A 14,613-nucleotide genomic window follows, 5' to 3' on the forward strand; every position below is an offset into this window, starting at 1 on the left:
TAAAATAGGAAAAAATAAGGAGAAAAAATTATGAGTATATATGTAATAGGAATACTACTAGGATATATGGCCCTGAATGTATTTACTGATTTGAAATATAGAAAAACGAAAAATATATGGCATTTGCTATTCTTAATTGTAGGTATAGGAATCACGTATTTTGCTGGAATAAGAACAGGGAAAGAGATTGTGATTGTACTAGCTATGGCATTAGCGTGTGGTTTGTTGTTAGAGACATTTAAATTTTCTTCACCCGGTGATACAAAAATGCTTGTGGTGGTAGCTATATATGTTAGTAATTTAGTGGAAGAATCAGCAATCCTTACTGCTATTACATTAACAGCTTTCCATTTACTATTCTTTTGGATTGCTAGTGTGTATCGATTAATTAAAATTTTGGGGTTTGTGGGGGCGTTTAAAGACCAATTGGAGCATGCTGCTTCTATATTTGGGGCAAAGCTACCAAAGAAAGAAATACAGCTGATACAGAGCTTTCCGGGGGCTTGTTCTATTTTATTAGGAGCAATTGTATATGTTGCTTTCACTTTTTATCAAAACGGAGGTATTTTAGCTTGAATAGTAGAATCATTCATCAAAGAGAAACGTATATTTACTTCACGATATTCGCATTAGTAGGGGTACTTATTACCAATATGTTTATTAATATGGTGTTTATACTAGCGTATCCGTTACTTATCGGATTAATTGTACAGGTTGTCTTGCTTCAGAAGATAAAAAAACCGTTTTATCGGAGCGGAAAAGAATTAACGGAACAGTTAAAACTAAAAAACATATTCCTAGTAGAATCAAATATTTTAGGAGATGAAGAAGGAACAGTTTATGAGGTGCATCAAATGCCTTTTACATTCTCTAATGGATTAATTAATAAAGACAAGACTTATAAAGTGATAAAACAAGAGTATGAGAGAAAAGTCAAAGAGGATTTAACGAAAATTGCAAAATGGCAAGTTACAACAAAAGCTAGGCTTGTTACTACAACACATTTTCGTTTATATACAATTTGGCAGAAAAATAGTACAGGCTATCAATTAAAAAAAATAGAGGATTGTATTGATCCATATGCCAAGATGAACATTATACAATGGATGATTGCTTCCTTCTGTACGACTGGTCGTATTAAGTACGATAAAAAACCAAAAGAGTGGGCAAGTTATGAATGGATTACTTTAAGATAAATAAAATATGAAGTCAAAATGAATATATTAAATAGTGTAATAGATAAAATATTCGAAGGAGTAGATTTAATTGACTGATTTACCAATGATTTTAGGAATGCTATTTTGGTTAGGATGGGCTTTATTCTGCTGTTTAGCTCTTTTTAGAGCAAAAGATGAAAATAAGTACTTAAAAAGCCTCATGTTTAGTATGTTTATGACTATGTTAGTAATTAAGATGGGTGGATATTAATAGAGAATGTGTAGGGGGAATTTCCTGCCGTGTAAAATTAGTAGTTATTTATTTATCCCCTAAAAAAAGATCTCCATATAAAATGGAGGTCTTTTAAAATGACGATGAGATATGACTCAATATCTCGTGTAGGATACTTTAATTATACATGATTTCAAGAAAGTGAAAAAGAATATGCACGATATAACTATAAAATATTTGAAATGCTAAATTGTTAAAAATAGTATGCTTTTATGATTTATGTAATTATTCTTCTTGGTTGTGACATTTTTATTGGAGAATCGATTTTAAGATCATCAGGTGCATCAGGTACAAATTCATCACAAAAATAATTATGATAATTTGCTATCCATGAATATTTTTTTAGTAATTTATGATTATTTGCATAGGTATGTAATGCACTTAAAATCTGATTACGATGTGTTTCTAAATGGGGGAAGAATGGTGTGAAATCCCCATTAAACGCTTCTTCCTCGTACAATTCAAATAAAACATATAGGTAATTTAAAAACCACTCTCCGTCCATATCCTCAAGCAGTTCAAAATAAAAAGGGTTATCATATTGTGATGGGTAATAAGCCATATATTTATGTACTTGTTCTATACTTTTTTCACCTAGAATAATTCTAGGATAAACAGCTACTTGAGATTCTAGTTTATATGCTGTAATCAATTCAGGGCCGAAAACAGTTTCTTCATCCATGAAGTGAGGACCAACACTTACTCCACCACGTATAAAGAATCCATCAAGCGCTAAAGAGAATTGATATTGTGCTAGGTTAAGGAAAGTGGTTCCTAATTCTCCCTCGCCATCTCCATAAATAGGCCATCCAATTACCACGTTGTCAGTAAAAACCTTAACCTTTGCTAGCGACAATTGATTGGTGATAGCGTGTCGAGCTTTGTTTAATGATGTATGTATCTGATTTAAAAATACATCTCCTTCGTCGGAATTAATCGCTTTCATGCCCAATTGCGAAAATCCTAATACATCGATAAAAGATACAACTGAAGGAATTAATCTTGGATTATTTGAATCATACCCTATTTGCAAAATATTCTACCTCCTTTATATATTTGTATTATACCGCTAAATACTATAAATATATAACGACACTTGATAATACTTAATAAATTTAATAATATATAACTATATTTATTGTTTAATTGATTCCGTTTATTCCCACACCTTATTGTGTTGTGGTTGAGTTGTAGAAGCAAGTTGCGTCTTGTTTCACTTATGAAAGGGCTTCTTTGAGCCGATTAGTGTATATATAGCTTATTTTGCTATGCACATTTTTAATCGACTTGAAGAAGCCCTTTTTGTGTTGTTTTCAAGTCTGTTTGATTGTTAGAACCCATTATTACACTGGGCAAAATTATTATTTAGGGGGATTTATTTATGAATATCAGTTATGAAGTATCTTTATTTTGTTCTGCACATCCAGATGAACTTATTCCAAGTTTACGTGCATTACGAATGAGAGTTACAAAAGAAGGAGCATTTTGGGAACGAGATTGTTATCAGTTTTCCATTAAACCATCAAACTTGTCACAGCGAGCAGCAAAACAAGCAGGGGAAATCTATTTGTATCATGTTCATTTTAATGGATGTGTACGGGATTTCCTTTTTTTATTGGAAAGATGTTTTAGAGGAACGAGTTTTCGCTTTACTGCTATCCGTGGTTTTTTAAATGTAGAAGGGTATTCACTTAAGAAATGGAAACCAATTCTACGTAACCACCACATAAACTCTGCAGATGTAGATTGTATTTTCAAGAAAGATGATCTTGTAATGATTGTGCATCATCATGGAGGTTTAGAGGTGGTTAAGCGTGCGGAAAAAGGCGAACAATTAAAAAAAGTAAACTTCTTAGAGGTAGATAGCTGGTTACAAGCACTAAATCCGACAAAAGAGGATCTATTCTCTTTAACAGGTGTGAGTGTATCGTAATGAGTAATTTACATAACTATATGGAAGTGTACAGACAGAGGGAATGACAGAAATCCGTAGTGCAAAATGACTATGAATTTCTGTCTTTTATTTTATTCAGGAGGATTTTAGTATGAATTTATTTGAACTGTTTGGTTTAGAGGTTGGAGAAGACGTAATGGTACAAGATGTGAGAACAGATAAACAAGTTCGCAATCGATACAGTTATGATGTAGGTGAGAAATTAGTGGGAGCAAAGAAAGAGATACGAGCTTTAAAAGAATCATTTTTAGTATCATTTTCTTTAGAAATTTTAGCTGAAATTGAAAAAGAATCTCCAGTAGAGGCGCTAAATGCATTGGATCGAAATACATTGATTCCATTCTCTTTTGAACATGAAAAAGAAAATGATGTCCCACCACGTGTTGCAAAGTTAAAGCAACTGCTAGTGGGCAGAATTAATAAGAAGCCAATTGTAGATACACCGACTGCAAGGAAACTATATGTTCAAGCATGTAGAAGAATATGGCATGATATACAGTCGGTACATACCTCAGAACAATGGGTAGATCTTGTGGTCTCTTATGGAATGGAAATGAACAATAGTTGGTCTGCATTTAGAAAAAATAAGAATGTAACATTCACATTTAAAAGAATGGTAGAGGAATATTTTGATGAGTTTATTGATGCAGATGGTATGGAGTTATTAATATTAGGAAAGAAATTCATATCACTTTGCACAAATTCAAAAAGTATTAATTCTACGTATCTTCGTGTATCACATGAACTAACATGGAAGGATTTACTTACGAAAAAGGTTACGACTCGTAAGAAATCCGCAGCTGCTTGGAGTAGGAAACTGCCAGATACTCTGCAAAGAAAAGGACCAGAAGTAGAAATTGCTACCAAACCTGAAGACGTAGTTGCTATGTTTGGGTTGAAGGGGATGCAATTTGGTCATTATTGCACCGAACAATATGCAAAAGAACATATCGGGCATGTATCCGAAGCATTGCAGGATTTAGCTCGTATATTGGGAATTCCACCTGAGTATATAGGGTTAGGAGGACGCTTAGGACTTGCTATTGGTGCGAGAGGAAGCGGCAATGCATTAGCACATTATGAACCTTCTACCAAAGTCATTAATTTAACTCGTGATAATGGAGTCGGGGCATTGTGTCATGAATGGGGACATGCATTGGATCATTTCTTATATGATTGTAGTCACGATTTTCAAAATGGTAGTCTTGCTTTCTTATCAAGCGGGAAGAGTATTGGGAATATCTTGCCTGCTATTATCAAGGAAAAGATGCAAGCTGTGTTAGAGGCTTGTAAACAAGGAAAAGTTGCCAGAGTAATCAACGTGGAAAATGCCTACAGTAGAAAGTGGTATTTCTATGGTGGTGTTATCGATAGTTATGATGTGTTTAAAGGAAATCTTTCAAATATTTTAGAATCACATCATGCTAGTTTGTGTAGGAAGCTTGATACTTTATCAGGAGCTACAAAAACGCGTATGGAGCGTAAAATTGAAAAAGAATTCGAGAAAACCGCACAAATGTTAGCTGCATATCATTATAAAAAAACTGGCGAAAAACTTGTTGAAATATCCTATCAAGTGAAAGGGTCTATATACTTTGATACAGCCATTAAGTTAGATAAGAAGAGAACCAAAAAGTATTGGTCTACAAATCATGAGATGTTTGCTAGAGCATTTGAAGCATATGTAGAATCAGCTTTGCTAGATCAAGAACATAGAAACGATTATTTAGTTTGTGATACATATTCTTTTGTCTATCCGTTAGGAGAACAAAGAGAACATCTAAATAGAAGTATAAAGAGTTTAATGGAAGTAGCTGTTCCATATATAATAAATAGTATACAAGGAGTGGGAAATGATGAATTATAACATACAAAAAGGACAATTTCGTTTAACAACTGCACATCCAAGAGGAAGTTGGTGGGAATTTTATCGTGTTCCATGCCCAATCTGTAATGGTATTGGAAACTGTATGCTGCATGTTTCACAGGAGAAAGTAGCATGTACCCGTGTGGAAAGTAAGTGGGTATACGGTAAAAATTCAAGTAATCCAAGTTATATCCATTATCTAAATGGTAAGAAGCAATACCAATTACCAGAGGTAGATGTAGTAAAGGGGCATAGTAAGCGAAGTAAGGAAGAATTAGATGTATTTAATCGTAATTTAATCGGATTTTTGCCGTTAGAGGAGAAGCATCATATACATTTACTGCAAGATAGAAAAATGACTGAAGAAGAAGTACAGGTACGTCAATATCGTTCGTTTTTAAAGCAACAAATTGTGTTGGAAGATGATAATACGTACACAACTATTTGGGAAAAGTTATTTAAACAAATTGGCAAAAAAGATTGTTGGAAGGGAATACCTGGATTTTATGAAATGAAGAAAGGACAAACTTCTCTTCGTTTAATGGCAGGTTTTCCAGGAATTATGATTCCATTCCGAAACCAATATAATCAAATTGTTGGTTGGCAAGTACGTGTAGATGAAGTAAAGAACTCTGTTCATGTGAAATCTGGGCCTACAGGTATACAAGCCGAACTAGTCCAACAGCCTAATGTTGTGAAAATAACGAAAAACGAGGATTGTATCTATGAAGGAAAACTAGAAATAGGGAAAAATAAAGAATTATTAATCGACGGGGAAAAGGTTGTTGTAAAGATACATAAAGGTCAAAAATACTTATGGATCTCTTCAGCAAATAAAAATGAAGGAACCGGTGCGGGAGGTAGTGAAAATCCACTTCCTGTACATGTAGCGGTACCAAGCTCACATTTGAAACATTGGAAGTCTGGTATGCTGCACAAAACAAAATCAGTAATGATTACAGAAGGGCCGATGAAGGCGGATTTGATTGCCGATTTACTTCCTCAAAGACTAAATAAAGAAGAAATAGCTAAAGTAGGGACAACAGTTCTTGCGATTCCAGGTGTAAATGCATGGAGAATCGTTATGCCAGTATTAAAAGATATGGGAGTAGAAAATGTATACTTAGCATTTGATGCTGACTTAGTAGAGAATGAAAAAGTAAGAGCTGCCTTAATTGCTTTTGCGACAGAGTTAAAGAAAGAGGGCTATAACGTAATTATTGCGGCATGGAACCCAGCACAAGGGAAAGGTCTGGATGATGCAATGCAAGCTGCTTTCAAACCAGTTTTTCGCACAATATAAAAAATCATAATGTGTAATTACAACAAAGTCGTGGATTATACAAGAAAGTTGTTTATTCTACAACAAAGTTATACATGATACATGAAAGATGTAGACTTAAAATATTATTAGATTATATGAGGAAAAGCATGACAATTGTACGTCATGCTTTTTTTTATAGGTCAAAAAAGGAATTTTAGGAGGTTTTAAAGAATTAATAATGGTTAGGATTCTGTATTGACAAAATTATTGTTTTTATTGAGGTATATATTAAATAGAAATTTGAAGAATTATACTAATTATTAATTTAAGAAGTCGGTTTTACATACATGCATATATATATCTAACTTTTTAGTTAAGACATAATAAAGGGAGCTATAGTAATGCCAAAAAAATTTATAATTTCTAAACAAAGCGACATGGCTGGATTTTCATCTTTTAAGTGCTCATTTTGTGGAGAAGAATTTAAATTAAGAGCCGATGAAGTACAAGAAGATGATGTTATGGAGTTATTTTGTCCTAGTTGTGGTATTCCTTGTCCAGTTTCTACATACTACACTGAGGATATTAAGGAAAATGCTATGATATTAGCAGAGAATGAAATGGCAAAAGCGGTAAATGATCTATTTAAAGGATTAGAAAAGTCTTTGAAAAGAAGTAAGGGCATGAAATTTAAAGCTGGGAAACTTATGACAACAAAACAACCAAGAGTATTATATGAAAAAGATGATTTAGATGAAGTGATGTTTTTATGTTGTGATAGAAAAGCTAAATTAACTATATTAACTAAAGCAGGTCATTCTCCATTTTGTCCATACTGTGGGGTGAATTAGTTGGAAGCTTCAGTTCTTATTCCTATTAAAAAATTTAAAATTCTCTCTAAAAATTTTAGGAGAGTCTCTGGAGATTTGTTGAATTCAAGTGATATACATGAGACCATGAGATTGGCTAAAAAGTTTGTTACATATATTGAAAGTGAACCTATTATTTATGACTTTATACGTAAATGTCATACACAAGACTATAATTTAGAGGAAATGATAGGACTAAAGACATATGGTTCAAAGTATGATATTCCTATTGATAATAATGAAGAAATCAGCTTTATTTATCAACTTTTAAAATATGCAACAGTGCACTTAAATGATTATCATGAATTAACATTTGGATATGCTTTCTATAAAGGAGCAAAATTTTCAGATCAAGTACGAGAATTTAATTATCAAGTTGTAAGACTTTTAGTAAATCATATTACAGATTATTTAGAGGAGATGGCAATTGAATTGGGAATTGATGAAAAACCGAATGCAAAAGTATTAATTCAAGGTAATGTAGGACAATTTAATTATGCAGAACAAGGGAATATTGAAGCTAATCAAATAAATAACCAAGATGAGGGGAAGGAGCTTAAAAAAATAGCTCAAGAACTAATGGAACTCCTAAGAGGGGCATCTATGGAAAATAAAGATGTTCAAGAAGATGCTATAGATTTTGTTGGAGAGGTAGTACAAAATATCGAGGAAGGTCATGAACCGAAGCCGTCTCTTCTTAGAAGAACAACAAATGCTTTGACGGAAATTAATTCAACGGTGGAAGGGGGATCTCAACTTGCTATTAAGATTGGTCAATTTGTAAATCTAGTGAGCAGTTGGATTTCTTAAAAAGTCAGTGGTTTACGTTAATATTAAAAAGACATTTACGGATGATATTAGTAAATGTCTTTTTAATTAATAATTACTTTTGCAACTAATAAATCAATTTTTTTTGATTTATTAGTTGCAAAAGTAATGAAAGGCATATATATTATAAATATCAAAAAAAATTGATGAAAGGAAATTACCATGAAAGAAATAAAATTATACAATCAATCAACTCCTCAATCCTTTGAAAAATATGAAAAAAAGTTCAAAGCATTGGCAGATCAAAAAAGGTTACACATCTTGTATGAATTGTGCCAACGTGGAGAAACTTGTGTATGCGATTTAACGGGTGTTCTTGAATTACCACAATCAAAACTTTCGTATCATTTAAAACTTTTACTTGATGCAAATCTTATTACAAAAGAAACAAAAGGGACATGGAGTTACTATAACATTAATAAAGAAGAAGTAGATGCACTATTATCTGAGCAATTATGCTGTATATTTCGTCCTATGTCATAATTTTGGTTGGGGCGAAATAGCATTTTAATATATTATTAATCAATTTTTTTTGATCAATACAGCTTTTTATAAATGATTAAACTCGAATAATCATTCTGGTATTTAAATCAACTTTTTTTGATTTAAATAATTAAATTTATATTTTACACTTACAAATTTAAAGAAAATTAGGAGGTTTTTTTATGAAACCTATTCAACTTTCATTCAAAGTACAAGATTGTTGTGGAACAGACAATCAAACATTACAAAGCAATATCGATATGCAAGGATTAAAACAGTTACCAGTTGCCATTATTGGGGGAGGTCCTGTAGGTTTAGCTGCAGCTGCACATTTAGCAAAACATGGTGAATCATTTATCTTATTAGAAGCTGGGGCAAATATAGGTTCAAACATCCTTACATGGGGCCATGTGCGGTTATTCTCACCTTGGCAATATAACATAGATAAAGCAGCTCTAGCTCTTCTTGAACAACATGGCTGGGAATCACCAGACATAAAAGCATTACCAACAGGAAGAGAAATTGTAGAACAATACTTACAACCGCTTGCGAATCTTCCGGAAATTAAACCATTTATCCATTTGAATACTAAAGTACTATCTATAGGTAAGAAGGATACAGATAAAATGAAAACAACGAATCGTGAAAAAATGCCATTTATGATCTATACAGAAAAAGAAGGTGTACTTCAAGTTTATGAAGCTAGAGCGATATTAGATGCTTCCGGTACGTGGGGAAATCCAAATCCGGCAAATTCTAATGGTATCTGGTTGAAAGAAGAGCAATCCCTTAACGAGCATATTTTTTATGGTATTCCAGATATATTAGGAAACGAACAAAAGCGATATGCCAATAAGCATGTAGCTGTCGTTGGAAGTGGTCATTCTGCAATCAATGCTTTATTGGAGTTGGCAAAATTAAAGGAGTCCTATCCAGGGACTAAGATTGTATGGATTATGAGAAAGCAACGTGTGGAAGAAGCATACGGGGGAGAGGAAAAAGATGCTCTTGAAGCGCGCGGAACCTTAGGTAGCCACATTCATCAATTGGTTGATGAAGGAATCGTGGAAGTAATGACACCATATAAAATTCAATACGTAGTTAGTACAAAAAATGGAATGGACATTGTAGGTCATCAAGATGAGAAAGAAATAAAAATTACTGATATCCAAGAGATGATTGTAAATACAGGGAATCGTCCTAATTTATCTATGATAAGTGAAATACGTACTTCTATTGATACTGCTACTGAAAGTGTAGGGGCTTTAGCACCACTAATCGATCCTAACCTTCATAGTTGTGGCACTGTTCGCCCCCATGGTGAAAAAGAGCTTCGACACCCAGAGAAAGGTTTCTATATTGTAGGTTCAAAAAGTTATGGAAGAGCGCCTACTTTCCTTATGGCGACAGGATATGAACAAGTTAGATCTATAGTTGCTTACCTTACTGGTGATTATGAGGCAGCTGAAAAAGTAGAACTTGATTTGCCAGAGACTGGTGTTTGTAGTGTGAATGTAAAGCCTAATAAAGTAGATGATTCATGTTGTGGTACAGAATCTTGTTGTTAAGGAGACTGACTGTAAGGAGTAGTAATTTATATTACGCCTCCTTACAGAAGAATTAAGTTTGAAAGGAGAACACAATGAAATGGTTATTAATCATGCGGGTAATTTAAAGAAAGACTATTTTGTATCCTATATAAGATTAATAATGAATGCCCACCAATGTAATGTTGAAAATGCAAAGGATTATGTTTTTCAAAGTATGTTCAGACTCGAAAAAAACAGTTTAGGAAAGAAAACTTATCAGAGTTTCCTTGAAGCGTATCGAGAATTAAAAGAATCTAATTAAATAAGTAAATCAAAGGTGGGATAATGATGAAAGAAATATTAGATTCCATTGTAATTGGAGGAGGGCAAGCTGGTCTTGCGTCTGGTTATCACCTTCAAAAAAAAGGATTACAGTTTTTAATATTAGAAGCGAGTGAGCGAACAGCTGGGTCTTGGCCTTACTATTATGAAAGTCTGAAATTGTTTTCTCCCGCACGTTTTTCATCGTTACCTGGAATGCAATTCCCAGGGCATCCTGATGATTATCCCACGAGGAACGAAGTGATTGATTACTTGCAAAATTATGTGGACAATTTTCAGCTACCAGTTATGTTAAATCAGCGAGTAGAATCTATAGAAAAAGAAGATGGAATATTTAAAGTTCAAACAGTCTCTGGAAAGACATTTTTGACTAGAACTATTATAAATGCAACTGGTTCTTTCCACAGTCCGTTTAATCCGATAATAAAGGATCAAGAGGAATTCAAGGGGAATATTATACATTCCGCTATGTATCGGAGTCCGAATCAGTATATTAATCAAAGAGTAGTGGTGGTGGGGCGGAGAAATTCAGCTGTCCAAATTGCACTTGAACTGGCCGATGTAAGTAAAGTATCTTTAGCTGTACGAAAGCCTGTTCAACTCATGAAACAAAAAGTGTGGGGGAAGGATTTACATTTTTGGCTTAAGGTATTAGGTGTAGATACCTTTCCGTTTTGGCGATTTGGAAAAACAGCACCGAGTTCAGGAGGAGTCATCGATTTAGGTGATTACAAGGAACGATTAGCTAGGGGGAATCCAGATCAAAGGTCTATGTTTACATCTTTTTACACTGATGGTGTAGTTTGGCCTGATGGGAAGAAGGAGCCAATCGATACGGTCATTTTTGCAACGGGCTATCACCCTAATCTCTCTTACTTCAATGCTATTGGAGCACTGGACTCAGAAGGAAGACCTTTACAAATAGCTGGTGTAAGTACAGAGGTCCAAGGGGTGTATTATGTTGGCTTGGAAGGTCAACGTTCGTTTTCTTCTGCGACATTAAGGGGAGTTGGATCGGATGCTAAATTTGTTGTGAGAAAGCTAATAAGCTATTTGAAAAATGAATATTTTAGATAATGATATTAACCCTATGACTTGGTGGGGATTTGGTTACGTCCTTAAATTGCACAACTTAAGTCAAAAATCAAAAGTAATGTAAAGGTAAGGGAGATTAGGGGGAAATAAGTATGGAGATTAGAAAAGCAACTGAACAAGATGTACAAGAAATTACGACTATTTATAATGAGGGTATCGAAGATCGTATTGCAACTTTAGAGACAGAAATAAGAACAGATAAATATGTAATGGAATGGCTATTTCAACGAGAAAAAAGATATTCAGTAATTGTCATGGAAGAAAATTCTCATATCGTTGGCTGGGCTTCCATTAATCCATACAGTCATCGATGCGCCTATCGTGGAGTAGGAGAATTATCTATATACATAAAAAGAGAATATAGAGGAAAAGGTTTGGGACAGAATTTACTTTTAGCACTAGAAAAAAATGGACAACAAAATGAATTCTATAAATTTGTTTTATTCACTTTTTCTTTTAATAATCTTGGCCAAGGGTTATATCGTAAAATGGGCTATCGAGAAGTAGGGGTATTTGAAAAACAGGGAATCATGGACGGCGAGCATGTCGATGTTATGATTATGGAAAAATTATTAGGCTAATATTGTAATGATTTCAAATCCAAAAGCAAAAACCAGTGATTGGTGGCATCACTGGTTTTTGCTTTTTATTAATCTAGTACCTTAATAGTTTGGAACCTGACGTATTGGAATACATAAAATAAGGTATAAATATTATGAATGTTTTTCTTTTTAAACTTCCATAATGATTGGAAGAAGCATTGGCCGACGTCCGGTTTTGGAATATAAGAATGGACTTAATACTTCTACAAGTGTTTGTTTTATTTGTGCCCAATTTATGATCCCTTCATTTAGTAAATTACATATACAATCTTCTACAATATCTTCTATTTTCTTCATGAGTTCTTCTGATCCACGCATATATACAAAGCCTCTTGTAACAATCGCCGGCTGAGATACTAATCGCTTTTGTTTACAATCTAAATTTAGGCTTATAATAATGATTCCTTCTTCAGATAAAATTCTACGGTCACGTAAAACAATGTTTCCAATATCACCTATACCACTCCCGTCAACATACACAGCCTGAGAAGATATGGTTTTACTACTAATTCTAGCCTCTCCTTTGGAGATTTCTAATACTTGCCCATTATCCATAACAAAACAATTTTCTAAAGGGACACCACATTCTACAGCTAATTCTACATGCTTTTTTAACATACGATATTCTCCGTGAATAGGCATGAAATATTTCGGCTTTAAAAGGGAGAGCATCAATTTTTGTTCTTCTTGTGCTCCATGACCAGATGTATGAATATCACTTATTTTATGATGAATTACATTTGCACCTACTCGATATAGTTGATTAATCGTTCTGTTAACACTTAACACATTCCCTGGAATCGGGGAGGAAGAAAGAACAACTGTATCTCCAGGAATAATTTGAATTTGTCGGTGATTATTATATGCAATTCTTGATAAAGCTGCCATTGGTTCCCCTTGACTTCCCGTACATATAATAGTTACTTGGTGACTTGGAATATGATTGATTTCATGTACGCCAACGAATATGTCCTTTGGAGCTTGGATGTATCCTAAGTCTCTTCCGATTTGAATTGTTTTTTCCATACTTCTTCCTACAACTACAACTTTACGATTATACAAAATAGAAGCCTCTACAACCTGTTGCAATCTGTGAACGTTAGATGCAAAAGTGGCAAATAAGATACGTCCCTGAGCCTCTGAAAAGATTTCCTTTACAGACTGCCCAACCTTTTTTTCTGACATTGAAAAGCCAGGAACTTCACTATTTGTACTGTCGGATAGTAAACACAATACACCTTCTTTTCCGATTTCAGCAATTTTGTGTAGGTTCGCCTCAGTACCAGCGGGTGTAAAATCGAATTTGAAATCACCAGTATGTACAACATTTCCATTTGGAGTGGTGACTACTATACCAAATGCGTCAGGAATACTATGTGTTGTTCGGTAAAAACGTACTTTCGTGTGTTGAAATTTAACTTCTGTTTCATCCAATATATTTCTTATTTCAACATGGCGGATATTATGTTCTTCAAATTTACTTTTAATTAATGCTGCAGCTAGCTTCCCAGCATATATCGGTACTTGTATGCATTTAAATAGAAAGGGAACCCCGCCAATATGATCTTCATGTCCGTGTGTGATGAATAATCCTTTTATTTTATCTTTATTTCTTTCTAGATACGTATAATCGGGTATAACATAATCAATACCTAATAGTTCAGAGTCAGGAAATTTAAATCCGGCATCTACAATGATGATTTCATCTTCATACTCAATGACATACATATTCTTTCCAATTTCTCCAAGGCCACCTAAAGCAAAAATCTTTGTTTTTCCACTTTGTAGTGTTTTCATGTGCCAACTCCTTACATATTAAAATATTTCAAGTTTCCTTTATTATAAAAATTCCTGATTTTGAATAAGAATTTTCAAAATCAGGAATCATACAAAAAATATATTATTTTACAATCAGTACTGGACATTGAACCCTTTTAGCTACTTTATGGCTCACACTTCCTAGTACCATTTCTTGCAACGCATTGAGTCCACGACTACCAAGTACCACTAATTCAAAATGACCTTTATTCGCATGCTCTACAATGGTTAGCCCTGGTTCACCATGTAATATTTTAACTTCATAAGAAATACGATTTTCTTTTAATTTTTCTTCAATAGGTAAAAGTCTCTTACGACGGGATAACTCTAATTCTTCTTTCCCTTGTGCGTGAATAACTTCATTCTTTGCTTTTGCATAATCAACTACAAATACAATCTCAACTGTACATTCGTTAGCTAAGGATGCAATTTTTATTGCTTCTTGTGTAGCACGTAAGGAATGTTCAGAACCATCTACAGCCAATAGGATTTTTTTATACATAATTTTCACTC

Annotated in this window: 16 protein-coding genes; 13 read left to right on the top strand and 3 right to left on the bottom strand. The window is 33.7% G+C overall.

The features are described 5' to 3' along the window. Nucleotides 1-30 precede the first annotated feature (30 nt). The 3 genes from MHB74_RS28085 to MHB74_RS28095 all read left to right on the top strand — a co-directional run bounded on the left by MHB74_RS28085 (nucleotide 31) and on the right by MHB74_RS28095 (nucleotide 1,428). Nucleotides 31-576 (top strand): hypothetical protein, encoded by a 546-nt coding sequence (locus MHB74_RS28085; protein ID WP_000029929.1) that lies wholly within the window; start codon nucleotides 31-33, stop codon nucleotides 574-576. Beyond that, the gene (locus MHB74_RS28090; RefSeq protein WP_001088469.1) at nucleotides 573-1,196 is read left to right on the top strand and encodes a hypothetical protein; all 624 of its coding nucleotides are present in this window, start codon (nucleotides 573-575) and stop codon (nucleotides 1,194-1,196) included. Before MHB74_RS28085 ends, MHB74_RS28090 begins: the two co-directional genes overlap by 4 nt. Nucleotides 1,197-1,266: 70 nt before the next feature. Next, nucleotides 1,267-1,428, top strand: a complete 162-nt coding sequence (locus tag MHB74_RS28095; RefSeq protein ID WP_000130911.1) for a hypothetical protein — start codon at nucleotides 1,267-1,269, stop codon at nucleotides 1,426-1,428. Between the two features lie 238 nt (nucleotides 1,429-1,666). Here MHB74_RS28095 and MHB74_RS28100 read toward each other — a convergent pair whose 3' ends face one another. Continuing rightward, nucleotides 1,667-2,482: a hypothetical protein gene (locus MHB74_RS28100; RefSeq protein WP_001165543.1), complete on the bottom strand. Its 816-nt coding sequence runs from the start codon at nucleotides 2,480-2,482 to the stop codon at nucleotides 1,667-1,669. Between the two features lie 348 nt (nucleotides 2,483-2,830). Here MHB74_RS28100 and MHB74_RS28105 point away from each other — a divergent pair, with 348 nt between their 5' ends. The 10 genes from MHB74_RS28105 (at nucleotide 2,831) to MHB74_RS28150 (ending at nucleotide 12,261) form a co-directional block, all read left to right on the top strand. Further along, nucleotides 2,831-3,382, top strand: a complete 552-nt coding sequence (locus tag MHB74_RS28105; protein ID WP_001027668.1) for a hypothetical protein — start codon at nucleotides 2,831-2,833, stop codon at nucleotides 3,380-3,382. Nucleotides 3,383-3,494: 112 nt separating this feature from the next. Further along, nucleotides 3,495-5,270 carry an LPD1 domain-containing protein gene (locus MHB74_RS28110; protein WP_001048059.1) on the top strand — a complete coding sequence of 592 codons (1,776 nt, stop codon included), beginning with the start codon at nucleotides 3,495-3,497 and terminating at the stop codon, nucleotides 5,268-5,270. Further along, nucleotides 5,260-6,573, top strand: a complete 1,314-nt coding sequence (locus MHB74_RS28115; protein WP_001108764.1) for a DUF3854 domain-containing protein — start codon at nucleotides 5,260-5,262, stop codon at nucleotides 6,571-6,573. Before MHB74_RS28110 ends, MHB74_RS28115 begins: the two co-directional genes overlap by 11 nt. A gap of 362 nt (nucleotides 6,574-6,935) precedes the next feature. Continuing rightward, entirely contained in the window at nucleotides 6,936-7,385 is a 450-nt protein-coding gene (locus MHB74_RS28120; RefSeq protein WP_001124741.1) for a hypothetical protein, read from the top strand. A 105-nt stretch (nucleotides 7,386-7,490) separates the two neighbouring features. After that, nucleotides 7,491-8,213, top strand: a complete 723-nt coding sequence (locus MHB74_RS28125) for a hypothetical protein (protein ID WP_002019908.1) — start codon at nucleotides 7,491-7,493, stop codon at nucleotides 8,211-8,213. A 180-nt stretch (nucleotides 8,214-8,393) separates the two neighbouring features. After that, complete coding sequence (locus MHB74_RS28130) at nucleotides 8,394-8,714, top strand: ArsR/SmtB family transcription factor (RefSeq protein WP_000658768.1); 321 nt, start codon at nucleotides 8,394-8,396, stop codon at nucleotides 8,712-8,714. Between the two features lie 182 nt (nucleotides 8,715-8,896). Continuing rightward, entirely contained in the window at nucleotides 8,897-10,282 is a 1,386-nt protein-coding gene (locus tag MHB74_RS28135) for an FAD-dependent oxidoreductase (protein ID WP_000802654.1), read from the top strand. Nucleotides 10,283-10,361: 79 nt separating this feature from the next. Next, nucleotides 10,362-10,565, top strand: coding sequence for a hypothetical protein (locus MHB74_RS28140; RefSeq protein ID WP_000236376.1), 204 nt, complete (start codon nucleotides 10,362-10,364; stop codon nucleotides 10,563-10,565). Between the two features lie 26 nt (nucleotides 10,566-10,591). Beyond that, nucleotides 10,592-11,662, top strand: a complete 1,071-nt coding sequence (locus MHB74_RS28145) for a flavin-containing monooxygenase (RefSeq protein ID WP_000658827.1) — start codon at nucleotides 10,592-10,594, stop codon at nucleotides 11,660-11,662. Between the two features lie 110 nt (nucleotides 11,663-11,772). Continuing rightward, on the top strand, nucleotides 11,773-12,261 hold the full coding sequence (locus MHB74_RS28150) for an arsinothricin resistance N-acetyltransferase ArsN1 family A (RefSeq protein WP_000405749.1): 489 nt from the start codon (nucleotides 11,773-11,775) through the stop codon (nucleotides 12,259-12,261). A gap of 150 nt (nucleotides 12,262-12,411) precedes the next feature. On the opposite strand, the gene rnjA is transcribed toward MHB74_RS28150, so the two are convergent. Both rnjA and MHB74_RS28160 read right to left on the bottom strand, forming a co-directional pair. Next, nucleotides 12,412-14,079 carry a ribonuclease J1 gene (rnjA, locus tag MHB74_RS28155; RefSeq protein ID WP_000854867.1) on the bottom strand — a complete coding sequence of 556 codons (1,668 nt, stop codon included), beginning with the start codon at nucleotides 14,077-14,079 and terminating at the stop codon, nucleotides 12,412-12,414. Between the two features lie 103 nt (nucleotides 14,080-14,182). Beyond that, entirely contained in the window at nucleotides 14,183-14,602 is a 420-nt protein-coding gene (locus tag MHB74_RS28160; RefSeq protein ID WP_000277007.1) for a universal stress protein, read from the bottom strand. Nucleotides 14,603-14,613: the final 11 nt, after the last annotated feature.

Origin of the sequence: Bacillus sp. FSL K6-0069 (genome assembly GCF_038007785.1) — a bacterium.
Taxonomy (GTDB): domain Bacteria; phylum Bacillota; class Bacilli; order Bacillales; family Bacillaceae_G; genus Bacillus_A; species Bacillus_A mobilis.